This window comes from Desulfitobacterium sp., from assembly GCF_982384815.1.
The window spans coordinates 12,389-37,812 of record NZ_CEVWNY010000010.1 but is presented as its reverse complement, the minus strand read 5'-3'; the positions used below and the strand labels follow the sequence as shown (position 1 = coordinate 37,812).

Sequence of the window (25,424 nt, the reverse complement as noted above, 5' to 3'; positions counted from 1 at the left end):
TTAGTCCTCCTTTTGAGTCAGGACAGTACAATTTTCCGAGACCGGAAAGTTTACTAAATGGTTTACTCCAGGCGGGCGGTCGTAGAGGGTATTGTTTCCTAAGATAATTAAAGTAGTCCCCCAAGGGAAATGGCTGGAGCGCAGCAATTCCTCAAAGGGAGCTGAGGGTTCTGATTCTAGCCTAGCTAGACATTCTAAAACATAGGTAGCCTGATTTGGACCGGCGGCAAGCGGAATTAGGGCTGGACTTGTCAGATTTGTTTGTCCGGCGTTAGCTAGAAAGCCAAAAGGTATCCTACGTTCATCGGCCCAACAGGCCAAGGCCCCAGCTAAAGAAAGAGCATATTCGAACTGGGAGATAGATTCACTATGGGCCGTGACATCTACGGCAATACATAAGCGAAGATCTGAAGAGGCTTCTTGTACCCTTGCCAGGAGGTTATCTTTATTAACGCTGGCTTTCCAGGCAATTGAGCGAGCGGGCATATCGGGAGTATATTCACGAAGCCCGGCAATATTGAGCGGATCCGGGAGAATCGGTCTACGGTCCGCTCTTGAACCGATCAGGTCAGCGGGATTTAACTTTAGTTCAGGTAAAGCCGCAAGACGTGGATATACTATTATTTCCCGCTCCGTACCTTGTCGGGAATTTTCAGTGCTAAAAAGGCCTAGACCGTCTCTAGAGATTAATACAGGTGCAGGAAGTCGGTAGACGCCGCGCTTAGCTGCCTTGAAGGTATAGATATGTTCGCTGGAAGCAAACCATTTAATAATTGTTTGCTCGGAAAAATGAGAAGCAATTCTTTCTGAATCAGCCGTAACTAAGAAAAGCCCGCTAGGCAGTTGAAGCTGCCATTCCAAAAAGACCGGCAGTAGCTTTGCATTGTTTATACGCAGGTTTAAACTTGCTTCTTCGCCGGGAAAAAGGCGAGCTGGTGTAAGCTCTTGGGTTAAAGTCAGCCGGCGTAATCCCCGGCGGCTCCAATAACGTGCACCCTCGATCGTAACCAGGAGCAGAAGACACACAAGCGCCGGCAGATAAAATTGACTACGTAATGAGATGAGCATAGTAATTGCAATGATTATTCTTATGATTCCAATACTAAAAAGGGATATTTCCGTTGGTGAAGTTACTTCAATCTCCCCCACCGGCGTCACCCTCCTTCTCAATTGGCACCGGAATGTTTTGCAAAACTTCATTAAGAACAGTCCGCGCATTTAGTCCACGCAGACGGTCTTCACGGCGCAGAATAAGTCGATGGGCCAAGACAGGTTGGGCAAGATATTTAATATCGTCGGGGATAACATAACTACGTTTACGCAAAAAAGCCAAGGCTTTAACCGCCCGAAATAAGGCCACTGTTGCCCGCGGACTGGCCCCCAAGGCAATGGAGGGATGTTCACGGGTTGCTCTGACAAGGGAAACCAGATAATTACATAAAGGCCGGCGGACCGTAATTTGTTCTGTTGCCTCCTGCCAGGCAAGGACATCAGTAGCTTCCGCAACCATCGGTAAAGATGAAGCGGTGTTTTGCTTTGTTTGTGCTGTGAGAATCTCCTCTTCTTCTTTAGCACTGGGGTAACCCATACTAACCTTCAGTATAAAACGGTCTAATTGGGCTTCCGGTAAGGGGAAGGTGCCTTCTTGCTCAAAAGGATTCTGAGTCGCCAAGACCAAAAATGGTTTGGGTAAAGGAAAGGTCTGTCCTTCCACAGTAATCTGTTTTTCTTCCATCGCTTCAAGTAAACTTGATTGTGTACGAGGTACGGTGCGGTTAATTTCATCTGCAAGCAAAATATTGGTCATCACCGGACCAGGTCGGAATGTGAAATCATTAGTGCTACGGTTATAGACAAAAAAACCTGTAACATCGGTAGGTGTCAGGTCAGGGGTAAACTGGATACGCCGAAAATCACAGCCTAAAGTAGCTGCTAATGTTTTCGCTAATAAAGTCTTGCCAACACCTGGAACATCATCGATTAATATATGTCCATCTGCCAATAAACCAACTAAAATAAGTTCCAGGACTTTTTCCTTGCCAATTACGATTTTGGAGACACTATTACTTAACTCTTCTATTTGCCGTAAGTACAATTCAAATCCCTCGCTTTATCGCTATAGGTCTTTTGTCGTATATTGTTAGTATAGCGTGTGAGAGGACAAGTAAGAAGAGAATATTTCGAAAAATATGTCATAAAAGCTCAGCCTTTTAAGCAGAGCTTTTATGATACGCCTTTCTAGCGATTGTCGATGTGTTCCAGCTGAACATCATGATAAAGGAGTCGCTGAGCAGCAAACTTCTCCCACTTTTCGCCTTTGCCATAATTACAATAGGGATCAATGCTGATTCCCCCTCTAGGGAGAAACTTGCCCCAGACCTCAATGTAACGAGGCTCAAGCAGTTTTATTAAATCCTTCATAATAATATTAACGACATCCTCATGAAAATCTCCATTATTTCTAAAGCTCAATAGATAAAGCTTCAAAGACTTGCTCTCAACCATTTTGACATCGGGAACATAGCTAATATAGATCGTTGCAAAGTCAGGTTGCCCGGTCATAGGACAAAGGGAGGTAAATTCCGGACAGTTAAATTTTACCCAATAATCATTTTCTTGGTGTTTGTTTGTAAAGTACTCGAGAATATCCGGATTGTAATTAAAACTAACCTTAACATGACTGCCAAGCAAGGTTACCGTTTCAAGTTCATCTTTTTGTCGTGACATTATTTTAATCCCTCTTTTAAATTATTTTTGAATCTTACCGTTAGTTAATGTACATATTACATATTGCTTCGCCATTTTCCTGCTTTAATAGCTTATCCCAAAAGTACTTAATATTTGCTCATACTACTTTTAGCCTTAGCCACTGACTCCTTCATTATTCGACAAGAACCCCCAAGTTATTCTGGAAGGAAAATACAGATTGCTGTCGAATCTTTCCTCCTATGGGAGGGATTAGATTGTTTGCTTCTGTGCATGGTATGGCTGTTTCCGGAATTCAGGCCCATTTAATTCGGGTAGAGGTAGATGTCTCCAACGGACTGCCCGGGTTTGACATCGTTGGGCTTCCCAACACGGCAGTCCGGGAATCACGTGAAAGGGTCCGCTCGGCTATCAAGAACTCCGGATTCGACTTCCCCTTACAGCGTATTACGGTAAATTTAGCTCCGGCAGACCTCAAAAAAGATGGGTCTGGGTTAGATCTGCCCATTGCCATCGGCATATTAGCGGCCACGGGGCAATGCTCGGCAAAGAGACTTACGAATACCGTCTTTGTCGGCGAATTATCTCTAGAGGGGCAGCTGCGACCGGTGCCGGGAATTCTCGCTATGGCCGTGTCTTTAGCCCAGCACTCTGAATATGCCCTAATCGTTCCTCCTGAGAATGTTCTTGAGGCCAACCTTATAGAAGAGATTACGAGCGGATCTGCCGAAAATCTTGCACAGTTAGTCAATTCTTTAGAGAATGATCAACTGTTCACCTATCCTCAAACAAAATCCCCCCAATCCACTCTAGAGATTCCTCCGGATAATACTATCGATCTTAGCACTATTCGGGGGCAACAGCAAGCCAAAAGAGCCCTGGAAATTGCAGCCGCCGGTGGACATAACCTCCTTCTGCTTGGCTCACCCGGCTCGGGGAAGACCATGCTGGCCAAGGCCTATGCGGGTATTCTGCCCCCTTTAACCAGAGCGGAAAGCCTGGAGGTTACAAAGATCTATAGTATCGCCGGCTTGCTGGGACATAACGGGCAGCTGATTCATACAAGACCATTTCGCCAACCTCACCATTCAGCGACAGCGGCAGGAATTCTCGGTGGTGGTCGGGATTTGAAGCCAGGCGAGCTTATTTTAGCTAACCATGGGGTGCTATTCTTAGACGAATTGCCGGAGTTCTCACGAGAGGTGCTGGAATCCCTACGTCAACCCTTAGAGGACCGCGAGCTTACGTTAACCCGCCAGCGTGGCAGTGTCAAATATCCGGCTCGTCTAAGCATCGTCGCATCAATGAATCCTTGTCCGTGTGGTTGGTTAGGTGATACCAAAAGGCCATGCACCTGTACTCCAAGGCAAATCGATAACTATCGGGGACGTATATCCGGCCCCTTACTTGATCGATTTGACCTGCATATTGAAGTTCCCCGAGTCGAGTTTGACGAGCTTCACTCAGTCCCAAAAGGAGAGTCTTCGCTTGATGTGCAGGCTCGGGTTCTTAAAGCCCGTCAGCGTCAATGGGTCCGTTTAGGTGAAAGCAAGACCAATGCCGAAATGAGTGCAGCGGAGACTGTAGATTACTGCGCTCTTGATCAAGTGAGCGAGCAACTTCTCCGGCGAGTATTTGATCGGCAAAACTTAAGTGCCCGCAGCCATGACCGTATTCTGCGGGTTGCTCGTACCATCGCCGATTTAGATAGTGAAGACAGAATCCTTCCACGCCATCTTGCCGAGGCTTTGCAGTTTCGCGCCCTTGATCGGACAATAATAACATGAAGATAGAATAGTTGGACGAAAGTCTAGTAGCTTTAAAACCTTAAAATAAAATATTTTTTAAAATAGCAAGAAAAAACGGTAGATATTAAGCAAAAAATGCTAATGTCTTACCGTTTTTTCTTTTATTAAGCTCCCTCTCTATCTCCCAGAATACTATAAACTTGGTTGAAACAAGAGATCTGTCAGACTGTTTCACATCGCTATCACTCAGGATGAGAATGAGCTTGGTTGAAACAGAGAACCTGTCCCTCTGTTTCAACTTTGGGGATGATTACTTTAAAGGTGGTTCCCTTGCCGACTACGCTTTCGACTTTGATTTCGCCGTCATGGGCTTCAACAATCAATCTAACGATGGATAAGCCCAGGCCCATCCCCCCTTCTTTGCGGGTGCGGGATTTATCGACCCTGTAGAATCGCTCAAATATATGGGGGAGAGCTTGGGGCGGAATTCCCTCTCCTTCATCCTCTACATTAAACTGAATCTTTTCTCCACAATCAAAAATTCTGATCCGGACATGTTTTCCTACGGTTGTATGGCGAAAAGCATTTTCAATAAGGTTGATAAAAACTTGCAGCAAGCGATCACGGTTAGCGTAAATCACCCCTGCTCCATTTTCAAATTCCAGGTTTATTCCTAAATCATCGGCACGCCCTTGGAAACGGTAGCGCAGCTCTTGAAGAAAACTAGCCAGGTCAATCTCTTTCTTCTCGAAGTTCTTCCAGTTATCAAAGCGATCCAGCTCCTGAAGCTCCATAACCAGCTTAGCCAAGCGTTTAGCCTCTTCCAGCACCAGATCTATATGCTCAGCCTGCTCCTCTTTGGGAATGACTTCATCCTGAATGGCCTCCAAATAGCCTTGGATGAGATGAAGTGGGGTACGCAATTCGTGGGTGACACTAGCCATAAAGTCACGCCGCTCTTTCTCAGATCTTAAAGATGCAGTAATATCCCGTAATACAGCTACATAACCCTGCATCCCATCCTCGGACTGGGTAGTTTCCATGGCAACTTGCAAAACTTGGGTATCTAAGTTAAAATGCATTCTTTTGTCTACCTCGAAATTCTCCATAAACTCCCGAAGAAATGTCATAAGCTTAGCTTTACGTTCTAAAGACTCTTCTTCCGCACCAGTGCCTTGCCAGAGGGCTTTTGCCGGTTCATTGGAGTAGAGAATCTCCCCGTTCGCATCCAGCATAATAACTCCGTCGCTGATCCCTTCGACAATTCCCAAGAGGAGGTTTCTTTCTTCAGATAACCAAGTGGTATGATTCTTCAGGCTTTCACCCATTGAGTTCAGAACATCTGCCAGTTCACCCAATTCATCCCGGCTTCTAACCCCGGTAATTGGCTGGAAGTCGCCGGTAGCCATCCGGGTAGCCCCTTTTTGCATAAGGGCTAATGGTCTGGTGACTTGGCGGGAAAAGATTAAACTAACAAGGGTAGCCAGAACAACCGCTACCAAGGAAACGTAAAGAGTCATCCGCCTAAAGGCATTAATGCTGTCCTGAACCGGAGCCGGTGAGGTTCCTAAGACAACAATAGCTTCACTTAAGTCGCCGATAGGAGCAGCCGCAATCAGCATAGCTTGTCCTGTTTGATTCCGGGGTATGGCTTTAATCGTAATTACCTTTCCCGCCAGGACTTCGGCAATATCGGAGCGGGTTAAGAAATCCGAGGGATATAGGGAACGAATTAGCCAACTCATCTCCCCTGAAGCATCACCCCAGCCGATACGATCGTTGGTGCCAAAACTGGCAGCAACGTTTCCTCCCTTGATGGCGATGATCTCGCTATAACGATCAATAACCACCATTTGTGTATCCGAAGACAAGCGAATTTCATCAATGGCAAACAAACGCTGCGACCAATTCGGCTGTTCGCTTAGGTAACGAGATATTTCCTTGACCTCATTTCCCAGGCTATCGAGAGTTTGTTGGAAATAGAAATCACTAAAAAGCAAGGTAATGGTTACCCCTAAGCCACCTAATACTACTAAAATCAAGGCGGTTATGGCAGCCCATAATTTCATACTGATACTACGAGGACGAAAGTCGAACTTCACGTTTTTTCCTCTTTCCAAGTTATTCTCAAAATTAATCGCTAGCTGCTTCCGGATCGAATTTATAGCCCACTCCCCATACTGTGGCAAGCATACTTCTTACTTTAGGGTCGAAAAGCTTTTCACGGATCTTTTTAACGTGGGTATCCACTGTTCGCGCATCCCCGTAAAAATCATACCCCCAAACGGTTTCCATGAGTTGTTCCCTGGAAAATACCCGACTGGGGTTTTTCGCCAAGAAATAAAGAAGTTCAAATTCCCGGGGAGTAAAGGGAATCTGCTCATCATCGATAGACACCCGATGCTTGTCCTTTTCGATTTTAAGCGGACCATAAATTAAATCCGAAGAATTGACGGTTAAACTCCCCCCCGAACGCCGCAATAAAGCCTTAACCCGAGCCACCAACTCCTTGGTACTGAAAGGTTTAACCAGATAATCATCTGCCCCTAATTCAAAGCCTAATACCCTGTCAAACTCCTCGCCCCGAGCAGTAAGCATAATGATCGGCACATCGGACTTTTCACGAACATCACGGCATACGCGCCAACCATCGACCTCCGGCATCATCAAGTCAACAATCAACAAGGCATATTCACGTTTTTGAATTTTATCTAGGGCTTCACGCCCATTACCCGCTTCATCTACGGCAAAGCCTTCCCTTTCCAGATACATTCTTACTAAATGGCGAATACGTTCTTCGTCATCAATCACTAAAATCGGATTCATAACGTTCCTCCTCCAGATTAGTCCCTTATTAGCATTTTATCATACCGGATTAATTCTACAAACTTGTCTCAGCTGAACTTCATAAAAATACACTTAGATTCCACGAATCCAGTTAAGATCAGGCTCCTTATCCATTAAATCACTAGACCGAATCGCAATCAGGTCAAATCGCAAAGGGGGCCACTGCTTATAGTTCTTATATTTTAGATAGTGAGTGGCAATCCGATAAAGACGTGCTCTTTTCTGTGGAGTAATGCTTTCCTCACCCCACCCAAGCTTCCCGGAAGAGCGTGTCCGGACCTCGATAAAAACGAGGGTATCCTGGTCCCTAGCGATAATATCCATCTCCCCCAAGGAACATCGGTAATTACGCTCGAGAACCGCAAGTCCCGCTTGTCTTAAATGTTGTACAGCTTGGTTTTCCCCTAATTGACCAATAACCTGTTTTTTATTCCTCAAACAAGATCTCCTACCCTTCCCTTTTACATATTTTAGCACAGAATAGCAAAAGGATAAAAGAAAAGAGCCCCGGTAAAAACCAGGACTCAACTAAAATCTTCTTAATGCTATTCTATTTTACTAAGCTGGAAGCTGCTGTAATTGCCATTTGAGCAAGTGGAGTCGGGTAAATCCCTAAGACTAAAGTGACGATCAGAGAAAATACCATGCCGAACTTTGCTGCTCCGCGAACAGGTACTTCCGGCAATCCTTCTCCTTCACCTAAATACATGACCTTAACGATGGACAAGTAGTAATAGACGGAGATCATACTCATGACAAAGCCAACTACTGCAATCCATACATAACCTTGATTGATTACCGCTGAGAAGAGGTAGAATTTACCCACAAAGCCTGCAAGAGGCGGAATACCGGCCAAGGAAAGAACTGAGGCGGTAAGCACTGCCGCTGCCAACGGTGAGCGTCTCGCCAATCCAGCGTAATCTTTAATTTCAGTGCTGCCCTGGCTTTGAGCAACATGAGTAATCACGGCAAAAGCACCGAGGTTAGCAACGATATAAATCATCAGGTAGAAAAGTACCGCTTTGATCCCACCGACAAAGGCAGAGATAGTGGGGACAGATACGGCGATGACACCAACAATGACATAACCGGCCTGAGCAATTCCCGAATAAGCCATCAAGCGTTGGATGTTCTTTTGCGGGAAAGCCATTAAGTTACCAATTATCATGGTCATGGCCGAGAGTACGAGAAGTATGATGAGCCCCGTTTCGGCAAAGGATTGACTGTACATCATTAAGAGGTAGAATCTCACCAATGCTGCAAAACCTGCTGCCTTAGAAGCCGTAGCCAGGAAGGCGGTAACCGGAGAAGGTGCTCCTTCATAGATATCAGGAGCCCACATATGAAAGGGCACCAAACTGATCTTAAAGCCAAAACCGGCCAGCATAAATACAGTAGCAAGAATTGTGGTTGCATTTGACTCAGATCCCAATGCCATAGCTACTGCGAACATTTGGGTAGAACCGGTAACCCCGTAGATAAGACTGATACCATAAAGAAGTATCGCTGAAGAGGTAGCTCCTAAGACTAAATACTTAATACCTGCCTCAGAAGATTTGGGGTCATTGGGATGATAAGCAACAAGAATATAGAAAGTGATGGTCATGAGCTCTAAGCCCACATACATGGTAATGAGATCCCCGGCACCGGACATGATCATCATACCTAATGTGGCTACCAACAATAAGGGGTAGAACTCGCCACGATGAGCTTGGAATTTGTCTACATAATCCTTAGTTGAGAGCACCACCAAAAACGCGGCCACAAGGAACAGTATCTTAAAGAAGCCGGCAAATTGATCATGCATATACATTCCTTGCAAGAATGCCGCATTTCCGCCAAAGAAGAAATCATAGATGGCATAGACAAGGGTTCCCATAATGGCGAAGAGAGTGAGGGGGAACATACCTTTTCTTGACCCGCGGGGGAGGATTAGACCTATTGCAAATAAGCCAAGGCTAAGGACTGCCATAATGATTTCCGTAGAGAGTAAAGATAAATCGAAAGTCACCATTAGAACAACCCTCCAATCTTCGCCTGAGTCACGGCTTCAAGCACCTTGGCTAATCCTGAGGAATGGACCCCGGTGTCGATCAGCTGTAATACCATATTCGGGAATACACCTGTAACGATAATGACAAAGACCAGCACAAACAGCGGAACCAGTTCCGGACCGTGTAGGTCTTTAAGGTGATCCCATTCTTTCCGACGAGGTCCAAACAGGACATTAGCAATCAGTCGGAGGGAATAAACCGCTGTGAAGATAATCCCGGCAATACCGATAATCGCATGAATCGGGAAGGTGCGAACAGTGCCAATGAAAATGGTAAATTCACCGATGAAGTTCACCGTACCGGGAAGCCCTAAACCCGCCATACCGGCAAGCAAGAAACCAACGGCCAGACGAGGCATCTGATGAGCAAGCCCGCCTAGTTCAGCAATATTCCGAGTATGGGTCTTCTCATAGATAAATCCGATCATGGAGAAGAAGAGAGCCGACATAACGCCGTGAGCAAACATCATAGCCACCGCACCATTAAGACTGGTGACATTCAAGGCTACCACAGCGATCAGGACATAACCCATATGGCTGACGGAAGAATATCCGACAACATACTTGAGGTCTTTTTGAGCTAAAGCGATGAAAGCAGCATAAAGGACGTTAATAATAGCTAAAACCGCAATCACCGGCGCCCAGAATTTTGCTCCCAGTGGGAACACCATGAGCCCTAGTCGAATTAAACCGTAACCCCCGATCTTTTTCAAGACCCCGGCGTGAATCATACTGACCGCGGTAGGCGCACCGGCATAACCGTCTGGAGACCATGAGTGGAAGGGGAACATCGAAATCAAGGAACCAAAGCCAAGGGCTAACAGACCAAAAGCAATGACCTGGAAGTTCTGGTCAAACTGGAGTTTGGCCAGTTCATCGAACATAAAGGTCGGTCCTTGACCCATAGCGGCCAACTGGTTGGTAGCGTTGACCCATAGAGAAACCATAGCCACCAGCAATAAAGCCGATCCGATCAACAGGTAGATGGTCAATTTCATACCTGCATACTCTTTGGAAACCCGTTTGGTACTTCCCCAAATGATAACCATGATATAAATAGGAATAACCACGATTTCGTAGAAAAGGAAGAAGATAAACAGGTCGCGAGCGATGAAGGTTCCCATAACCCCGGCAATCAGGATTAAGAGCAGCACGAAGAACTCTTTTACCCGATTCTCAATATTCCAAGAAGAATACACCGCCGTGAAACCGATTAGGTTAGTCAGTAAAAGCATGGGAATACTGATACCGTCAACCCCGAAAGCCAGGTTAACCCCGATATCCGGAATAAGGGGAATCGTAAGGTTAAATTGCATACCGGCTAAGGAGCGATCGTAAGCAAAGAAAACAAAGAGAGAAAGCACCAAGGAAGTAAGAGTACCAATGGCTGCCACTAACTTAATCGTTTTTCCTTCTTCTTTAGGAAGGAATACGATCACCAGTGCTGCTAGAATCGGTGCTAACAGTGCGAATGGCAGTATTAGAGAGCCTACTTCGGGCTGAAGTGCCAATGTCGACATTACTTAACACCTCCTAGCATAGCTGCGGGATTAAGTGCCGATAGCTGTCCTTCTCCCAAGGCGAAGAAGAGATAGATTACGACTACAGCAAAGAAGAATACTAAAGCATAGGTTTGCAATTGACCGGTTGTGGTCCGGCGAAGTACACGACCTGAACCCCGGGTGATCGCTGCCAACCCATTAACAATGCCATCGATAATATAGAGATCAAACCAGTAAAGAGCTTTTGCAACGATGCCATCCATAACCTTATGGATAAACCAAAGATAGATTTCATCAATATAGTACTTGTTTTTCAGGAGTTTATATACTCCGGGGAAACGGGCTACCACATTTTCAGCTTTAATAGTTCTGGTCACATAGGTAATATAGGCCAAGCCCATACCCAATACTCCGGCAATAACGGAAACAGTAGCAACTGTCCAGTTAATGGCATGGGGATGAAACTCACCATAATGCACGAAGTACCCAAAGCCATGCTCAGGTAATGCTACCCATCCGCCAACAATACTGAAGAAAGCCAAGATAATAAGGGGTACTGTCATTACCCATGGAGATTCGTGAGGATGATTTTCCGGTTTTTCCTTGCCCATGAAAGCCACGAAGAAGAGGCGGCTCATATAGAAGGCAGTTAAGAAGGCGGTGAATAAGCCCACAGCAAAGATCACCGGATGACCATGGAATGCTGCCGCTAGAATTTCATCTTTAGAGAAGAATCCGGCAAAAGGAGGGATTCCGGCGATTGCCAAGACACCGATAAAGAAGGTTGTACCGGTAATCGGCATCTTCTTCCAAAGGCCGCCCATATCCCAAATGTTTTGTTTCTCATGGAGAGCATGAATAACCGAACCGGCTCCTAAGAACATCAAGGCTTTAAAGAAAGCATGGGTCATGAGGTGGAACATGGAAGCCGTTAAGGATCCAACACCTAAAGCGAACATCATATAACCCAATTGGCTTAAAGTGGAATAAGCCAAGATACGTTTGATGTCGTCCTGAGCAATAGCAATGGTCGCCGCAAAAATCGCTGTAAAGGCTCCCAAGCCGGCAACCAACTGAAGTGCTGCGGGTGATGCATTATCAAAGAGGAAGAACATCCGGGCAACCAAGTATACCCCGGCCACAACCATGGTAGCGGCATGGATCAAGGCACTGACAGGTGTAGGACCTTCCATCGCATCAGGCAGCCATACGTGCAAGGGGAACTGACCTGATTTGCCAATCGGTCCGATGAAGACGAGAAAGGCCATTACAGTAAGATAGCTTACGCCACCGATGAGGGCGAAATCCTGGAAGCTCGTAGCCATCTGGACGGATAAGGAACCAGGACCATAAAAATTCAAAGTACCAAACTGATTATAAAGGAACAAAATTCCTAAGAGCAAACCAAAATCTCCGACCCGGGTGGTGATAAAGGCTTTTTTGGCAGCCTCCCGAGCGGATACCTTAAAGAACCAGAACCCGATGAGCAGATATGAACAAAGCCCCACCAGTTCCCAGAAAACAAACAGCTGCAGAAGGTTTGTCGCTAAGACCATGCCCAACATGGACGCAGCAAATAAGGATTGGAATGCATAATAGCGAGAAAACCCAGGGTCTCCATGCATATACCCGATGGAATAAATCTGAACCATGGAGGCAACCAAGGTAACCACAAACAGCATCATCGCACTCATTGGGTCAATAATTGTCCCAAAGTCAATATTTAGTCCGCCAATGCTGAGCCAATTTACAGTTCTCATCACGGGGTTATCAACAATTTGCGAACCAGACTGAATTACACCAAGACCGATAGCTATGGACAATCCAAACGAAGTAAGAATCGCCAAGATGGAAATGGTGGAGGACAGTCTTTTGGATCGCTTCGTGACTAAGGCGATGAGGAGAAACGACAGAAAGGGCAAAAACGGGATTAACCATGCCCATTGAAAAAGATCATTCATTTCCTTGAACACCTACCTCTCCATAGACTCTCTACCACTTCAACCAGTTGAAATCATCCACACTTGTGGAGCGGCGATTGCGATATATAGCGATAACCAGAGCCAGACCCACGGCAATCTCAGCGGCAGCAACCACAATGACGAAGATTGCAGCCACCTGTCCAATGAGTGGATTTGTCCCAGGATCAGCCCAGGGCGCAAATCGGCTGAAAGCAACAAAGTTAATATTCACAGCATTAAGCATTAATTCCATGGACATGAGAATAGCAATGATATTTCTCTTCACGAAAACTCCGTAAAGTCCCAAGCAAAAAAGCATCGCTCCAACCAACAGATAAGATCCAAGTCCAACGCTTATACTCATTTGCTTTCATGCCCTCCTTTCGCGATGATCACTGCCCCGATCAAAGCAACAGTAATCAAAATAGCAGCCACCTCAAAGGGCACCATATACCATGACAACATCAGCTTGGAGAGCTCAGCGGTAGTCCCTCCCGAAAGAGCGGGCATGGCAAGAATCCGCCAATCATTATTTGTCAAAATTACTAAAGCCAAAACGATAAACACAAGTGCACCTACCAAGGCACCTGCTGTCCATTTCTTAGTTACAGGGCTGCTTTCCGCTACATCGCCCCGCAAGGTCAACATGACCGCAAAGATAACCATAATCGAAATTGCTCCTGCATAGACAAGAAGCTGAACAGCTGCAAGATACTCAGCATTTAACAGTACATACAGGACGGCAACCCCGGCAAAGGAAAGTGCCAAGAAAAAGGCACTGTGCACAATATTTTTTGAAGTGACAACTCCCCAAGCCGAAGCCACGGCGATTATGGCGAAAATGAAGAACACTATTGTCGCCATAGTACTCATTCGTTGCCCTCCTTCCGATGACCCTTGGAACGCTCAATCATATCCCAGTACAAATCCTCAGGGTAGAATACCGAGTTCTCAAACTCCTGAGTTACCGTTAAAGCATTCGTAGGACATGCTTCTGTGCAAAGCCCGCAAAACAGGCAGCGACCTACATCCATATGATAAGTTTTAAGAACCTTTTTATTGCTCTCGTTCTTTTCACTGGTTAAGGTAATAACCTGGTTGGGGCAGGCCATAGCGCAAAGTGAGCAAGAAATACATTTGTCCGGTTCCAGACCCATTGAACTACGCACGGTCTTGGGAAGATTCGGCATTACGTCCGGATAGAACTCTGTGATGTTTGGTCCGAGCATCTTTTTCAGTGTGATGCCCATCCCTTTAAATAACCCTTTACCTAACACTCTGTCACCCTCCAATCACGAGTTGATAGATATAAATCCCCAAACCCGTCAACAAGATGTTGAGAAGCGCGAGCGGTAACAAGACCTTCCAGGCAAAATGCATCAAGTGGTCAATCCGAATCCGTGGGAATGTCCAACGAACCCACATGGATATGAAGATCAAAAGACCTACTTTTAACCAGAACCAAGCCCAGCCCGGTAATAAGGCCGGTCCTTGCCAACCACCCAAGAATACGGTGGTAGCCAAAGCACACATCGCAACCAGGTTCGCATATTCACCCAGATAGAATAATCCCCACCGTAGGCCTGTGTACTCTGTAAAGGGTCCGGCAATAATTTCCTGGTCAGCTTCCAAAAGGTCAAATGGCGCCCTGTTGACTTCCGCTTGCCCACATATCAAAAAGATAACGAAGGCCAATGGTTGTAAAAATATGAAAGGAAGCGTAGCTTGAGCCTCGACGATTTTTGTTAAATTAAAGGTCTGGGTCAGCATGACAACACCCAGAAGCGAGAAAATCAAAGGAATCTCATAACTGATCATTTGAGCAACGGCACGCATTCCCCCAAGTAAGGAGAACTTATTATTGGAACTCCACCCTGCCATAATAAAGGCAAGAGTGGCTACTGAGGTAATCCCTAAGTAAAAGAAGATCCCCAGTTCCAAGTCAATTACTGTCATTGCATACCCAAAGGGAATGATAGCCAAGGTTAAAATGGGAATACCAAAGATAAACATCGGAGCAATTTTAAACATTACTTTGTCTGCGTTAGCGGGTGTAAGATCCTCTTTACCCAGTAACTTTAGAGCATCGGCGATTGTCTGAAACCATCCGCGCGGACCCAAGCGGTTCGGACCGGGGCGCTGGGAGCCCCAACCAGCAACTTTACGTTCAAGAACAATTAGTAAAAGTGCTGAAATTACAATGACCACGATAACAAGTATCAACCCGATCAAGGTCATGGTTAAGTCGGCCCAAATCGAATTAGGATCCGTAAACAAACCACGGATGGCAGCCGCAATATTCTGTGGCAAATCATTTAAAGCTTTCATCCTATTCTCCCCTCGCTGAGAGTATTACTTATCCACTTCACCAAGCACTGCATCCAAGGACGCAAAACTAACAATAAGGTCTTGAATATAGGTGCCAACACCGATTTCATTCAAGCATTGCATATTGACAAAGGCACCTGCCCGAATCTTAACCCGCTCAGGTTTCGTGGTTCCATTGCTTACGATATAGAAACCAAGTTCACCTTTGGGATTCTCTACACGATGATAAACTTCACCGACAGGTGGTTTAAGAACCTTGGGCACCTTGGCCATAATCGGTCCTTCGGGAATATCCCGGATTGCTTGACGAATAATCTTCAAGCTCTCATTAATCTCCATGAAACGAATGAGATTTCGGTCGAAGGAGTCGCAGCCATAAAGTACCGGAACTTCGAAATCAAAGCGATCATAAATTCCATAGGGTTCCGCTTTGCGAACATCATATTGTACTCCCGAGGCACGAAGAGCAGGCCCGGTGATGCATAGATTTTCTGCTACTTCCTTCGAAAGAATACCGATATTTTTAAGACGCCCTTGAGTGATTTCATTGCCTAAATAGATATTGAAGTACTCTTCAAGTTTTTCGGGCATATCGTCAAGGAAGGATTCTAAGGCCGGCCAGAACTCAGCAGGGGGTTCTGCGCTAACTCCCCCAATCCGCATGCAGTTTACTGTTAAGCGACTACCTGCAGTCATCTCAAAGAGATCAAGGATTCTTTCCCGATCCCGGAAAGGATATCCCCAGGCTGTCCATCCCGCAATATCCAGGGCACCGCTGGCAATAAACACTTGATGGCTGGCAATACGCGCTAATTCGGCATAAATGATCCTTAAATACTCCGCCCTCTCAGGAATCTCAAGCCCCATCAGCTTTTCAACGGTTTGGACATAGGCCAGATTATTATGTGGTGAAGCAAGATAATCCAAACGGTCCGTATAGGGAATAAACTGGGTGTAGGTACGGCTCTCGGCGATTTTTTCTAATCCCCGATGTAAATAGCCGATTTTCGGTTCGATTGCCGTTACCGTCTCTCCTTGTAAATGGACGATCATCCGAAAGACACCGTGCATACTCGGATGTTGGGGGCCCATGTTTAAAAGGAGTTCTTCTGTTCCTTCAGTTAAAAAATCGGACATGGTTCTACCCCCTTACTCATCTTTCCTGCGCACGCGCGTTACATTTCGAACTTCCGCAGGTTCTGTCACATAATCTTTGCGAAGTGGGAATCCTTCAAAATCATCCCACAGATAAATCCGTTTCAAGTTCGGGTGTCCTTTGAATTGAATCCCAAACATATCATAGGCTTCCCGCTCCATAAAATTAGCACCCGCCCAGATCCGGGTTACGGAATCAATCACCGGGTTCTCACGGTCGACAATCGCTTTTACTCTAAGCTTTTGTGGTCCCCGCAAGCTCGTTAATTGATAAACTACTTCAAAATGACTTACCTTATCTACTCCCGCAATGTCGTGGAGAAAGTCACAAGGTACTTCCTCGAAGTTTTTCGCTGCCGTCAAGGTTTCTGTTATATATGGCGACTTAACAGTCAGCACTAAAGTATCGATCAGCTCTTCCACTGTTCCACTAACCCGGGATGCTAAATCATCCACGCGTTTTCTTAACACTTCTTTATTTCCCATGTTTCAATAACCTCACCTTGTCTGGGTTGTTTACTTTATGTTGAAGTTGAAGCAACCCATATACTAAGGATTCCGGCCGTGGAGGGCAGCCAGGAATATAAACATCAACGGGGACTACTTTATCCACTCCTGTCAACATGGCATAAGAATCCGCAAAGGGACCGCCTGCGCTGGCACAGCTGCCCATAGCAATAACCCATTTGGGTTCAGGCATCTGGTCATAAATCATCCGCAGAAGAGGGGCCATTTTGCGAGTACATGTTCCAGCGACAATCATGACATCGGCATGGCGGGGTGACGCCCGGAAGACCTCGTACCCGAAACGAGAAATGTCCACACGCGGACCACCTGCAGCCATCATTTCGATCGCACAGCATGCCAAACCGAAGGTGACAGGCCAAAAAGAATGTCCGCGTCCCCAGTTCAAGACCTTATCAATACTGGTCAGCAGCACATTTTTTTCCATGAGCGCTTCGGATTCCCGGAGTTCTTTCTCTTTTGCTACATCCACTCTAATGCACCTTCCTTCCAAGCATACCAGAAACCAACTAAAAGAATGATTATGAAGACAAACATTTCAACAAAAGCGAAGGTTCCGAGTTGGCGGAACGACAACGCCCAAGGGAACAAGAATACTGTTTCTACGTCAAAGGCCGTAAATACAAGGGCATAAAGAAAATAATTGCTTTTGAAACCTAACCATGTCCGTCCAATTGTTACGTTACCGCTTTCATAAGTTACTAACTTCTCTGGAACTGGTTTTTTCGGAGCTAAGAGTTTGGGCATCAACATCATAATTAAGTTGATGGCAATTGCTACCACAAGCGCAATCCCTACAGCAGCAAAGTTATCTGACATCTCCTTACCCCCCCTTCATTAAAAAAATATTTCCCATAAGCCAAACTCATTGTGCCATATTTGTTCATCAATAGTCAACAATTATGTATGTCTAATATCTCGAATGGAAAATTATAAATATTTTCAAACTATATCTACCTGCTTGAGAACCGGGGCGAAACTCCGGCGATGAATCGGACATGGACCATGGCGGTGGAGAGCCGAAATATGCTCTCTGGTACCATATCCCTTATTCCTTGCAAATCCATACTCCGGGTAAAGCTTGCTAAGTTCACTCATTAAATGATCCCTAGAAACTTTGGCTAAAATAGAAGCTGCGGCAATACTTGCACTCAAGGCGTCACCATCAATAATTCCCTTTTGGGGGAGCCTAAGGCCGGGTAATTCTAAGGCATCGATTAGCAAAAAGTGGGGTTGAATTTTTAAATTTTCAACAGCTCTTTTCATAGCCAACTTGGTAGCCCCTAGAATATTTAGGGCATCGATCTCGGCCGGTTCGGCACTGCTTACGGCATAGCCAATAGCTTGTTCCTTAATCTCTTGGTAGAGTCTTTCCCGCTTACTTTCAGTTAATTTTTTGGAATCATCGAGTCCGGGCAAATTAAATTTCGCCGGTAAAATACAGGCCGCTGCTACCACCGGACCGGCTAATGGTCCTCTCCCCGCTTCATCTATGCCGGCGATATGCAAATAACCTTTCCCCCATAATTGCCTTTCTTCCGCCAACAGATTACCGATTCTCTGCTCCTCCGCTTTACGTGCAGCAAAGTCCCTATAGTAACGGCTGACCAGTTGTTGTATACCTTGCCGGGTATCCTTGGTACAGGCTTCAAGAAATTCAGCCGATGGTTCTGAATTGATAACCTCGCTTACTTCTCGAATGCTCATCTGCGATATCTTCAAAATATAACCTCTTCTTTCTCGCTCTTCTCTTAAGTTTTAAAAGCCCGGCTTCCCCATGAAAGCCAAGGCTGCACACTTGCTGCCTACTTGTCCAAGTATCGCAGTAAGCAAAGTCGTCGGCTATCCCTATGACTTCCGGTTAAAATCGCGTATGTAAGCGGTCAATGGTGAATTTCCCCAATGAGCCGGAGCGGAATTCCCTTAAAAAGATCTGAGCTGCCTTTAAGGTGTCGATTGCACCGCCTTTGACTAAGCAACCTCTTTTACGTCCTATTCCTTCCAAGTCCAAAGCTTGAATATCCTCTGTATAACGCTTTAGCGACTCAGGGTAGTATTCCTTTAACCATTCCAGCACCCAAAGGGACAACTCTTCCAGATTAAGGACTTCATCCCGGATGGCACCTACTGCTCCTAACTTCTTCCCTACTTCCGGGTCTTCGAATTTGGGCCATAATAAACCCGGTGTATCTAATAGTTCCACCTTATCGTGGATGCGAATCCATTGATTTCCTCTGGTTACCCCGGGTTTATTCCCTGTCTTAGCTTTTGTACTTCCAATCAAATTATTCACCAGAGAAGACTTCCCACTATTGGGTATTCCCACAATCATAACGCGAATGCTGCGAGCCCTGAGACCTTTGTCCGTCCATTTTTTTATCTTATCCGCCATCAAGCGTTCCACTTCAGGGACGATTTTACCGACTCCGGCACCACTGGCTGCACTCACAGCTAATACCGGGCTGGATTTATGAAGTTCTTTCAGCCATTGTTCCGTCCAATACGGGTCGGCCAAATCAGCCTTATTTAAGATCACAATTTTCGGTTTATTCTCCAACATTTCTTGCAGCAGAGGGTTTCTACTGCTTTCAGGTAAACGGGCGTCGCCTAATTCGATGACCACATCTACCCAACGCAGCTGCTCCAATAAAAGTCGTTTTGCTTTGGCCATGTGGCCAGGAAACCATTGAATACTCAAGGAAACACCTTCTTAAACCATCTCTATCCACTACCGAAGTGTTTTGATTCTTTGGAGCGGACTATAAACCAACCATGCTTTACCGATGATATAACTTTTCGGTAAAACCCCCCATTCCCGGGAGTCACCGCTCTCTCTCCGATTATCCCCTAAAACAAAAATATTCTCAGCGGGCACCGTTTCCGGCTCGAAAGGTGAATAATCACCTTGCTTCAGGTAAGGCTCCCGGACGAGAGACCCATTGACATACACCTGATTGCCTTTAAGCTCAACCGTCTCTCCTTCGACAGCTATTACTCTTTTGATGAAAGTACGGCTGGTATCTTTAGGATAGGCAAAGACTACAACATCTCCACGCGCTGGACTACCTGATTGATAAGCATAGCGATTCACCAGAATCCTGTCACCGGGGACCAAGGTGGGCTCCATTGAATTCGAAGAAATTGCATAAGGCTGAATAACAAATAAACGCAAAAGAGCCCCACAAACTATAACTGCGCCAAGAATCCAGATTACCCAACCAAATCGTGTCTTATGTTTCACTGAATTTTCCTCCCGTTTCAAACTCTTCTCTAGTATGAGCAGAATTTTTTAGGAGCATACAGTGTTTTTGCATCCGGTGCACTTAAGACACAAAATAAAAGGGCCGGATTGCTCCGGCCCATCTTATTGCTAGCGGCGGTCGCGAATCCGCGCTGCTTTTCCTGAAAGTTCACGTAGGTAATATAATTTAGCACGACGTACAGCACCACGGCGTACAACCTCAATACGGTCAACACGTGGAGAATGCAGCGGGAATGTCCGCTCAACTCCTACACCATAGGTTACCCGACGCACTGTGAAAGTCCGGCGAAGACCGCCGCCTTTCATTTTGATAACGACTCCTTCAAAGGCCTGAATACGTTCCCGAGAACCCTCGACAACCCGTACATGAACGCGTACAGTATCTCCAGGACGGAAGGCAGGAAGATCTTTTTTCATTTGCTCTTCTTCAATCATGCGAATAAAATCCATTATTGATTCCCCCCTTCCTTGCTTAGATGTTCATACACTGAGCCGACACCGCTGCGATGAGCCTTTTACAGTGAGCGGACCATCCGTTTTACCGTAGTATTGTATCATAATAAAAATCTCTGTGCAACTTTAAATTCTTTAAAAATTTATACGGCCTAAGACTAACAATTTTTCTGAAAACCAGAATTATGCAAGTAACATTAGTTAAATCAATGTCCTCGTAAACGATCTAAGATAATCGCCGCAGCCGAACGTACAGAAAGGTGGTTCCATTCACCGGGGCCATAAATCGGCTCCAGAATGATGTCACAACTTTCCATCACATCCTTGAGCAACCCCCAGCCCGTACCAAATAAAAGCAGCATGGGATCTTCCTGATTCTCGATTTTAGCCCGAACAGATGCATAATCCATCGTATTCGGATATCTGCGGGCATCAGTGGCAATCTTGAGAGGCCTTTTACCCTGTTCCCGGAATATCTCCTCTTCTACTTCAGCAAGCTCTTGGGCTAATCTGACGCGGGCAAAGGCTTCCTGGCGATTAGGATTATATTCGGCACCAAAACCTTCCTGCCAGTAGCCCATGATCCTCTGAGCCAGGTCCCTTTGAGCCTGAGCAGGATGAACTATATAATAACGCTTAACCCCATAGGTTGTCGCGCTGCGGGCAATATCGTGAATATCTAAGTTTGTAATGGAAGTAGCGATAACCTCCATGTTTTTATTATAGACAGGGGCATGGATTAACGCGATATACAGGTCGCCCATGTATGGTTCTCCATTTCCTTATTTATTTTCGTAAGCTTTACCGACTTGTGGCTTTTTCTTACGCCTTTTCGGCAGAGGTTTAAGGTGTTCCCAACGCGAACGCTCCGCGGCAAGCTCCGGATATTCCTGACTTAGTTCTTCCAACAAGGGATAATCACCGGCTTGAAATTCTACCTCCTTGAACAGGTCCGGACGCTTTAAGAAAGTACGTCTTAAGGACTCCTTGCGCCGCCAGATTTCAATATTACGATGATGACCGGAGAAAAGGATATCCGGTACCTCCATCCCTTCAAAAACAGGAGGGCGCGTATAATGGGGATATTCTAAAAGCCCCTTGCTATGAGAATCTTCTTCATAGGATGCCTGTTCTCCGAGTACCCCGGGCAATAGCCGGGCTACGGCATCCATCATCACCATCGCTGCCAACTCCCCACCCGTAAGCACAAAATCCCCCAAGGAAGCTTCTTCATGGGCTAGGTTGCGAATGCGTTCATCAAATCCCTCATAATGGCCACAGATAAAGACCAATTCATCTAATTTGCTCCATTGTTCGGCCTTCTGCTGGCTAAAGACTTTCCCCTGAGGGGAGAGTAAAACAATGCGCCTTTCTCCCTGGGGAATAGGCAAATCCCTTACAGCGGCGTAGATCGGCTCCGGTTTTAAAACCATTCCCGCCCCACCTCCATAAGGAACGTCATCTACATTCTTATGTTTGCTTAAAGCATAGTCACGAAAATTAACTAATTGGACTTCAATTAGTTTGGCCGCCTGAGCACGTCTCAAAATGCTCTCACGAACCGGTGCAAACATCTCCGGAAAAAGAGTTAAAACGGTAAATCTCATCATCTATTCATCACCATCAATAAGTCCGGGCGGCAGCTCCACAACCATTCGATTGCCGTGAACATCTACCTGTTTAACTACGCTTTTTAAAGCCGGTACGCAAATTTCCCCTTTAGCTCCCTTGACCAGATAGACATCGTTGGCCCCGGTCTGAAGTACTTGGGTTAGGGTTCCCAGTAAGTCATCCCCTTCATATACTTGCATACCCTCAAGTTCGAAGTAATACCAGCCTTCTTTAAGGGGAGGGACCTCGGAACGATCAATTTTGATAGCCCATCCCCTCAATTTTTCCGCCTCGTCTCTAGTATTTACCCCTTCTAAAGCCAAGTAAACCTCTGATTGTTGAACCTTGGCATTCAATACCTTCAACGTGCGTTGCTCCCGATCATTTTCAAGAATGATCTCCTTAAGCTTCTTAAAGCGCTTTGGATTAGCCGTTATGGGCTTTACCTTGATTTCCCCTTGGACTCCATGAGCTTTTATGACTTCACCGATTAAAACCTGCTCCATGAATTTTCACCTTCATCTAAACTTCCTGATAAAACCCCAAAAAATAAAAAGGTGCTGCTGGATCAAGATACTTCACTGCGTTCAGTATGACAAGTGCAGGTGTCATACTGACAAGTGCGGCTGTCATCCCGACAAGTGCGGCTGTCGTTATGACAAGTGCGGCTGTCGTTATGATAAGTGCGGGTGTCATCCTGAGCATAAGCGAAGGATCTTTTTCAGAATAGCCAAAAAGGGCTCAAGGCCCTTCTCAACATCATTGATCAATGTCAACATGAACTCTGCGGCCATCTTTGACGGCGGCAGCTTTTACTATTGTGCGAATGGCATTAGCGATCCTGCCCTGTTTGCCAATGACTTTACCCATATCCTCCGGAGCAACGGTAAGCTGCAGGTGGACGGATTTCTCCGTCTCAGATTGGGCAACAATCACTTCATTAGGATTGTCAACTAAAGCCTTCGCAAGGATTTCAACGAGTTCCTTCACAGGAACACCCCCAATAATCCAATTACTTCTTGGACTCATGGTACTTAGCCAGAACCCCAGCTTTACGAAGCAAAGACTTCGCTGTATCTGAAGGTTGAGCACCGCTTGCTAACCATTTCATTACTTTTTCTTCGTCGATATTCAGAACTTCCGGTTGTTTGGTCGGATCATAAATACCGATTTCTTCGATGAAACGACCATCCCTTGGGGAATCAGAATCCGCAACGATCAAACGATAGAAGGGATTCTTCTTGGCACCCATGCGGCGTAGACGAATTTTTGTTGCCATGTTTTTCACCTCCTCATTAGGATACTTATATCCATCGGATTAAGTATCTAATAGCTTATTTAAAAGGAAAAGGTAAGCCTAACTTCTTTCCTTTTTTGCCCTTTTTACCTTTACCCATCATGCCCATTCCCGGGGCACCGGCAAACTGCTTCATCATTTTTTGCATTTGTTCAAACTGCTTTAGAAGACGGCCGACTTCCTGTACACTGGTACCGCTTCCCTTAGCGATGCGGCGCTTGCGAGAATCTTTAATCAGAGCAGGCTTTCGACGCTCTTCCGGGGTCATGGAGTGAATAATCGCTTCCACATGAGCCATATCTTTATCATTAATCTGGATATCCTTCATTTGCTTCCCGACACCCGGAATCATTTCCAGAAGGGAATTTAAAGGCCCCATTTTTTTTAGTTGCTGCATTTGATCCAAGAAGTCCTCAAGGGTGAACTCTTGTTTGCGCAGTTTTTGCTCCATCTCCCGGGCTTGCTTTTCATCGAAGGCTTCCTGGGCTTTTTCAATGAGGGTAAGGACATCCCCCATTCCCAAAATCCGCGAAGCCATGCGCTCAGGATAGAAGGGCTCAATGGCATCCATTTTCTCACCGATACCGGCAAACTTAATCGGGCAACCGGTTACCGCTTTTACAGAGAGGGCAGCGCCCCCCCGGGTATCGCCATCAAGTTTGGTGAGGATAATCCCATCCACCCCGAGTTCGTTATGGAAGCTCTCGGCTACATTCACTGCGTCTTGTCCGGTCATGGCATCTACCACGAGCAGAATTTCGTGGGGTTTGACCGCAGACTTAATCTCCCGAAGTTCCCCCATGAGCTCTTCGTTGATATGGAGACGTCCCGCCGTATCAATGATAACTACATCCAAACCCTGACTGTTAGCCTGCCGAATACTGGTGGCAGCGATCTCGACGGGATTCTCCTGTCCCATGGAAAACACAGGAACATTAATTTGCTCCCCTAGAACCTGAAGCTGTTTGATGGCGGCCGGACGATAAATATCACAGGCTACCAGCAAGGGATGCTTCCCTTGCTTCTTCAACATATTAGCCAACTTCGCACCATGGGTTGTTTTACCGGCACCCTGTAAACCTGCCAGCATAATTACAGTAGGCGGCTTTGAGGAAATATTTATCTTGCTGGAAACGCCGCCCATTAAGGCGATCATTTCCTCATTAACGATTTTGATTACCTGTTGACCGGGAGAAAGGGATTCCAGGACCTCTTGGCCGATCGACCGTTCCTTGACTTTAGCGACAAACTCTTTTACAACTTTGAAGTTCACATCGGCTTCGAGAAGAGCCATACGCACTTCACGCATCGCTTCATTGACATCCGCTTCTGTGAGTTTGCCCTTACCTTTTAACCGTTTAAAGGTTTCTTGTAATTTCTCACTTAGACCTTGAAACATACCAGCCCTCACTTTCCCGGCTCGATCCAAGACTAGGAATTTTCAATATCCCGACATATCTCATCAACCTTTTGTCTAATGGATTGATGTCGTTCCCAGGCTTGGCTATTAGAAAAATCTTTTTGCGAAAATTCCCGTATAAGCTGATTAACCTCGGCTAATTTGTGGTGTTCATGAATAAAACGCTCCACCAGCCCTAACTTAGCCTCGTAACCTTTTAAGATCTTTTCCGTTCTTTTTAATAAATCATAAACTGCTTGGCGGCTGGTGTTCTCTAATTCAGCAATTTCCACTAACGATAAATCCTGTTCATAATGAAAATCCCAGATTCTCCCTTGCTTTGGAGTTAACAGAGGCCCATAAAAATCCGCCAATAAAGCCATTCTTGCAAATCGTTCCAAGGCAAAAACCCTCCCGTAAAGGATTTTTACTTTACTCGGCTATTTTAGTTTAAACCATCCTATTTGTCAAGTAATTTTGCTTTCCATCCGCAAATTGCTTTTATTTTTAGTGTTTGCTTCGATTAATCATGAAGTAAAAATTCACCTTGATCTAGGATTTGTAAGTTTTTTTGACC

29 protein-coding genes are annotated in these 25,424 nt (G+C 45.7%); 1 reads left to right on the top strand and 28 read right to left on the bottom strand.

All coding sequences use genetic code 11. The features are described from left to right. The 3 genes from AC1U9U_RS03350 to queF form a co-directional block, all read right to left on the bottom strand. Positions 1 to 1,149 carry a DUF58 domain-containing protein gene (locus AC1U9U_RS03350; RefSeq protein WP_479959131.1) on the bottom strand — a complete coding sequence of 383 codons (1,149 nt, stop codon included), beginning with the start codon at positions 1,147 to 1,149 and terminating at the stop codon, positions 1 to 3. Next, on the bottom strand, positions 1,136 to 2,095 hold the full coding sequence (locus AC1U9U_RS03345; protein ID WP_479959130.1) for an AAA family ATPase: 960 nt from the start codon (positions 2,093 to 2,095) through the stop codon (positions 1,136 to 1,138). The genes AC1U9U_RS03350 and AC1U9U_RS03345 overlap by 14 nt, the downstream gene beginning before the upstream one ends. Positions 2,096 to 2,238: 143 nt before the next feature. Continuing rightward, a complete protein-coding gene (gene queF, locus AC1U9U_RS03340; protein WP_479959129.1) occupies positions 2,239 to 2,727 on the bottom strand; it encodes a preQ(1) synthase in 489 nt (162 codons plus the stop codon). A gap of 236 nt (positions 2,728 to 2,963) precedes the next feature. On the opposite strand from queF, the gene AC1U9U_RS03335 reads away from it, so the two are divergent. Next, positions 2,964 to 4,493 (top strand): YifB family Mg chelatase-like AAA ATPase, encoded by a 1,530-nt coding sequence (locus AC1U9U_RS03335; RefSeq protein WP_479959128.1) that lies wholly within the window; start codon positions 2,964 to 2,966, stop codon positions 4,491 to 4,493. A 203-nt stretch (positions 4,494 to 4,696) separates the two neighbouring features. Here AC1U9U_RS03335 and AC1U9U_RS03330 read toward each other — a convergent pair whose 3' ends face one another. The 25 genes from AC1U9U_RS03330 to ylxM form a co-directional block, all read right to left on the bottom strand. Beyond that, complete coding sequence (locus tag AC1U9U_RS03330) at positions 4,697 to 6,556, bottom strand: ATP-binding protein (protein WP_479959127.1); 1,860 nt, start codon at positions 6,554 to 6,556, stop codon at positions 4,697 to 4,699. A gap of 31 nt (positions 6,557 to 6,587) precedes the next feature. Then, positions 6,588 to 7,280, bottom strand: a complete 693-nt coding sequence (locus AC1U9U_RS03325; RefSeq protein WP_479959126.1) for a response regulator transcription factor — start codon at positions 7,278 to 7,280, stop codon at positions 6,588 to 6,590. Between the two features lie 93 nt (positions 7,281 to 7,373). Next, positions 7,374 to 7,739, bottom strand: a complete 366-nt coding sequence (locus AC1U9U_RS03320) for a YraN family protein (protein ID WP_479959125.1) — start codon at positions 7,737 to 7,739, stop codon at positions 7,374 to 7,376. A 112-nt stretch (positions 7,740 to 7,851) separates the two neighbouring features. Next, positions 7,852 to 9,315, bottom strand: a complete 1,464-nt coding sequence (locus AC1U9U_RS03315; RefSeq protein ID WP_479959124.1) for an NADH-quinone oxidoreductase subunit N — start codon at positions 9,313 to 9,315, stop codon at positions 7,852 to 7,854. Further along, positions 9,315 to 10,874: a complex I subunit 4 family protein gene (locus tag AC1U9U_RS03310; RefSeq protein ID WP_479959123.1), complete on the bottom strand. Its 1,560-nt coding sequence runs from the start codon at positions 10,872 to 10,874 to the stop codon at positions 9,315 to 9,317. Before AC1U9U_RS03310 ends, AC1U9U_RS03315 begins: the two co-directional genes overlap by 1 nt. Beyond that, the gene (gene nuoL / locus AC1U9U_RS03305) at positions 10,874 to 12,829 is read right to left on the bottom strand and encodes an NADH-quinone oxidoreductase subunit L (protein WP_479959122.1); all 1,956 of its coding nucleotides are present in this window, start codon (positions 12,827 to 12,829) and stop codon (positions 10,874 to 10,876) included. Before nuoL ends, AC1U9U_RS03310 begins: the two co-directional genes overlap by 1 nt. Positions 12,830 to 12,848: 19 nt before the next feature. Then, positions 12,849 to 13,181, bottom strand: a complete 333-nt coding sequence (nuoK, locus tag AC1U9U_RS03300) for an NADH-quinone oxidoreductase subunit NuoK (RefSeq protein WP_479959121.1) — start codon at positions 13,179 to 13,181, stop codon at positions 12,849 to 12,851. After that, positions 13,178 to 13,690 carry an NADH-quinone oxidoreductase subunit J family protein gene (locus AC1U9U_RS03295; protein WP_479959120.1) on the bottom strand — a complete coding sequence of 171 codons (513 nt, stop codon included), beginning with the start codon at positions 13,688 to 13,690 and terminating at the stop codon, positions 13,178 to 13,180. Before AC1U9U_RS03295 ends, nuoK begins: the two co-directional genes overlap by 4 nt. Further along, complete coding sequence (locus tag AC1U9U_RS03290) at positions 13,687 to 14,094, bottom strand: NuoI/complex I 23 kDa subunit family protein (protein WP_479959119.1); 408 nt, start codon at positions 14,092 to 14,094, stop codon at positions 13,687 to 13,689. Before AC1U9U_RS03290 ends, AC1U9U_RS03295 begins: the two co-directional genes overlap by 4 nt. A gap of 4 nt (positions 14,095 to 14,098) precedes the next feature. Continuing rightward, entirely contained in the window at positions 14,099 to 15,145 is a 1,047-nt protein-coding gene (gene nuoH / locus AC1U9U_RS03285; RefSeq protein ID WP_479959118.1) for an NADH-quinone oxidoreductase subunit NuoH, read from the bottom strand. Positions 15,146 to 15,169: 24 nt separating this feature from the next. Beyond that, on the bottom strand, positions 15,170 to 16,282 hold the full coding sequence (locus tag AC1U9U_RS03280; protein ID WP_479959117.1) for an NADH-quinone oxidoreductase subunit D: 1,113 nt from the start codon (positions 16,280 to 16,282) through the stop codon (positions 15,170 to 15,172). Positions 16,283 to 16,294: 12 nt separating this feature from the next. Beyond that, on the bottom strand, positions 16,295 to 16,786 hold the full coding sequence (locus AC1U9U_RS03275; RefSeq protein WP_479959116.1) for an NADH-quinone oxidoreductase subunit C: 492 nt from the start codon (positions 16,784 to 16,786) through the stop codon (positions 16,295 to 16,297). Further along, positions 16,776 to 17,297 (bottom strand): NADH-quinone oxidoreductase subunit B, encoded by a 522-nt coding sequence (locus tag AC1U9U_RS03270; RefSeq protein WP_479959115.1) that lies wholly within the window; start codon positions 17,295 to 17,297, stop codon positions 16,776 to 16,778. The genes AC1U9U_RS03275 and AC1U9U_RS03270 overlap by 11 nt, the downstream gene beginning before the upstream one ends. Beyond that, entirely contained in the window at positions 17,288 to 17,644 is a 357-nt protein-coding gene (locus AC1U9U_RS03265) for an NADH-quinone oxidoreductase subunit A (protein ID WP_479959114.1), read from the bottom strand. Before AC1U9U_RS03265 ends, AC1U9U_RS03270 begins: the two co-directional genes overlap by 10 nt. Positions 17,645 to 17,767: 123 nt before the next feature. Next, positions 17,768 to 18,550: a ribonuclease HII gene (locus tag AC1U9U_RS03260; protein WP_479959145.1), complete on the bottom strand. Its 783-nt coding sequence runs from the start codon at positions 18,548 to 18,550 to the stop codon at positions 17,768 to 17,770. Between the two features lie 136 nt (positions 18,551 to 18,686). Then, positions 18,687 to 19,523: a ribosome biogenesis GTPase YlqF gene (ylqF, locus tag AC1U9U_RS03255; protein ID WP_479959113.1), complete on the bottom strand. Its 837-nt coding sequence runs from the start codon at positions 19,521 to 19,523 to the stop codon at positions 18,687 to 18,689. Positions 19,524 to 19,553: 30 nt separating this feature from the next. After that, positions 19,554 to 20,066, bottom strand: a complete 513-nt coding sequence (lepB, locus tag AC1U9U_RS03250; RefSeq protein WP_479959112.1) for a signal peptidase I — start codon at positions 20,064 to 20,066, stop codon at positions 19,554 to 19,556. Positions 20,067 to 20,195: 129 nt separating this feature from the next. After that, a complete protein-coding gene (rplS, locus tag AC1U9U_RS03245) occupies positions 20,196 to 20,537 on the bottom strand; it encodes a 50S ribosomal protein L19 (protein WP_479959111.1) in 342 nt (113 codons plus the stop codon). Between the two features lie 209 nt (positions 20,538 to 20,746). Continuing rightward, positions 20,747 to 21,304 (bottom strand): RNA methyltransferase, encoded by a 558-nt coding sequence (locus AC1U9U_RS03240; RefSeq protein ID WP_479959110.1) that lies wholly within the window; start codon positions 21,302 to 21,304, stop codon positions 20,747 to 20,749. Between the two features lie 18 nt (positions 21,305 to 21,322). After that, positions 21,323 to 22,150 carry a tRNA (guanosine(37)-N1)-methyltransferase TrmD gene (gene trmD, locus AC1U9U_RS03235; RefSeq protein WP_479959109.1) on the bottom strand — a complete coding sequence of 276 codons (828 nt, stop codon included), beginning with the start codon at positions 22,148 to 22,150 and terminating at the stop codon, positions 21,323 to 21,325. Further along, on the bottom strand, positions 22,151 to 22,657 hold the full coding sequence (rimM, locus tag AC1U9U_RS03230; protein ID WP_479959108.1) for a ribosome maturation factor RimM: 507 nt from the start codon (positions 22,655 to 22,657) through the stop codon (positions 22,151 to 22,153). 253 nt (positions 22,658 to 22,910) lie between these two features. Then, positions 22,911 to 23,141: a KH domain-containing protein gene (locus AC1U9U_RS03225; protein ID WP_479959107.1), complete on the bottom strand. Its 231-nt coding sequence runs from the start codon at positions 23,139 to 23,141 to the stop codon at positions 22,911 to 22,913. Positions 23,142 to 23,163: 22 nt separating this feature from the next. After that, a complete protein-coding gene (rpsP, locus tag AC1U9U_RS03220; protein WP_479959106.1) occupies positions 23,164 to 23,430 on the bottom strand; it encodes a 30S ribosomal protein S16 in 267 nt (88 codons plus the stop codon). A gap of 55 nt (positions 23,431 to 23,485) precedes the next feature. Further along, on the bottom strand, positions 23,486 to 24,847 hold the full coding sequence (ffh, locus tag AC1U9U_RS03215; protein ID WP_479959105.1) for a signal recognition particle protein: 1,362 nt from the start codon (positions 24,845 to 24,847) through the stop codon (positions 23,486 to 23,488). 32 nt (positions 24,848 to 24,879) lie between these two features. After that, positions 24,880 to 25,248 carry a YlxM family DNA-binding protein gene (ylxM, locus tag AC1U9U_RS03210; protein WP_479959104.1) on the bottom strand — a complete coding sequence of 123 codons (369 nt, stop codon included), beginning with the start codon at positions 25,246 to 25,248 and terminating at the stop codon, positions 24,880 to 24,882. Positions 25,249 to 25,424: the final 176 nt, after the last annotated feature.

Coding starts and splice junctions, on each gene's coding strand:
- queF (WP_479959129.1), bottom strand. CDS start 2,727: ATGTCACGACAAAAAGATGAACTTGAAACGGTAACCTTGCTTGGCAGT.
- AC1U9U_RS03325 (WP_479959126.1), bottom strand. CDS start 7,280: ATGAATCCGATTTTAGTGATTGATGACGAAGAACGTATTCGCCATTTA.
- AC1U9U_RS03315 (WP_479959124.1), bottom strand. CDS start 9,315: ATGGTGACTTTCGATTTATCTTTACTCTCTACGGAAATCATTATGGCA.
- AC1U9U_RS03310 (WP_479959123.1), bottom strand. CDS start 10,874: ATGTCGACATTGGCACTTCAGCCCGAAGTAGGCTCTCTAATACTGCCA.
- nuoK (WP_479959121.1), bottom strand. CDS start 13,181: ATGAGTATAAGCGTTGGACTTGGATCTTATCTGTTGGTTGGAGCGATG.
- AC1U9U_RS03295 (WP_479959120.1), bottom strand. CDS start 13,690: ATGAGTACTATGGCGACAATAGTGTTCTTCATTTTCGCCATAATCGCC.
- nuoH (WP_479959118.1), bottom strand. CDS start 15,145: ATGAAAGCTTTAAATGATTTGCCACAGAATATTGCGGCTGCCATCCGT.
- AC1U9U_RS03280 (WP_479959117.1), bottom strand. CDS start 16,282: ATGTCCGATTTTTTAACTGAAGGAACAGAAGAACTCCTTTTAAACATG.
- AC1U9U_RS03275 (WP_479959116.1), bottom strand. CDS start 16,786: ATGGGAAATAAAGAAGTGTTAAGAAAACGCGTGGATGATTTAGCATCC.
- AC1U9U_RS03265 (WP_479959114.1), bottom strand. CDS start 17,644: ATGTCAGATAACTTTGCTGCTGTAGGGATTGCGCTTGTGGTAGCAATT.
- rplS (WP_479959111.1), bottom strand. CDS start 20,537: ATGGATTTTATTCGCATGATTGAAGAAGAGCAAATGAAAAAAGATCTT.
- AC1U9U_RS03240 (WP_479959110.1), bottom strand. CDS start 21,304: ATGGGCGACCTGTATATCGCGTTAATCCATGCCCCTGTCTATAATAAA.
- trmD (WP_479959109.1), bottom strand. CDS start 22,150: ATGATGAGATTTACCGTTTTAACTCTTTTTCCGGAGATGTTTGCACCG.
- rimM (WP_479959108.1), bottom strand. CDS start 22,657: ATGGAGCAGGTTTTAATCGGTGAAGTCATAAAAGCTCATGGAGTCCAA.
- rpsP (WP_479959106.1), bottom strand. CDS start 23,430: ATGGCAACAAAAATTCGTCTACGCCGCATGGGTGCCAAGAAGAATCCC.
- ffh (WP_479959105.1), bottom strand. CDS start 24,847: ATGTTTCAAGGTCTAAGTGAGAAATTACAAGAAACCTTTAAACGGTTA.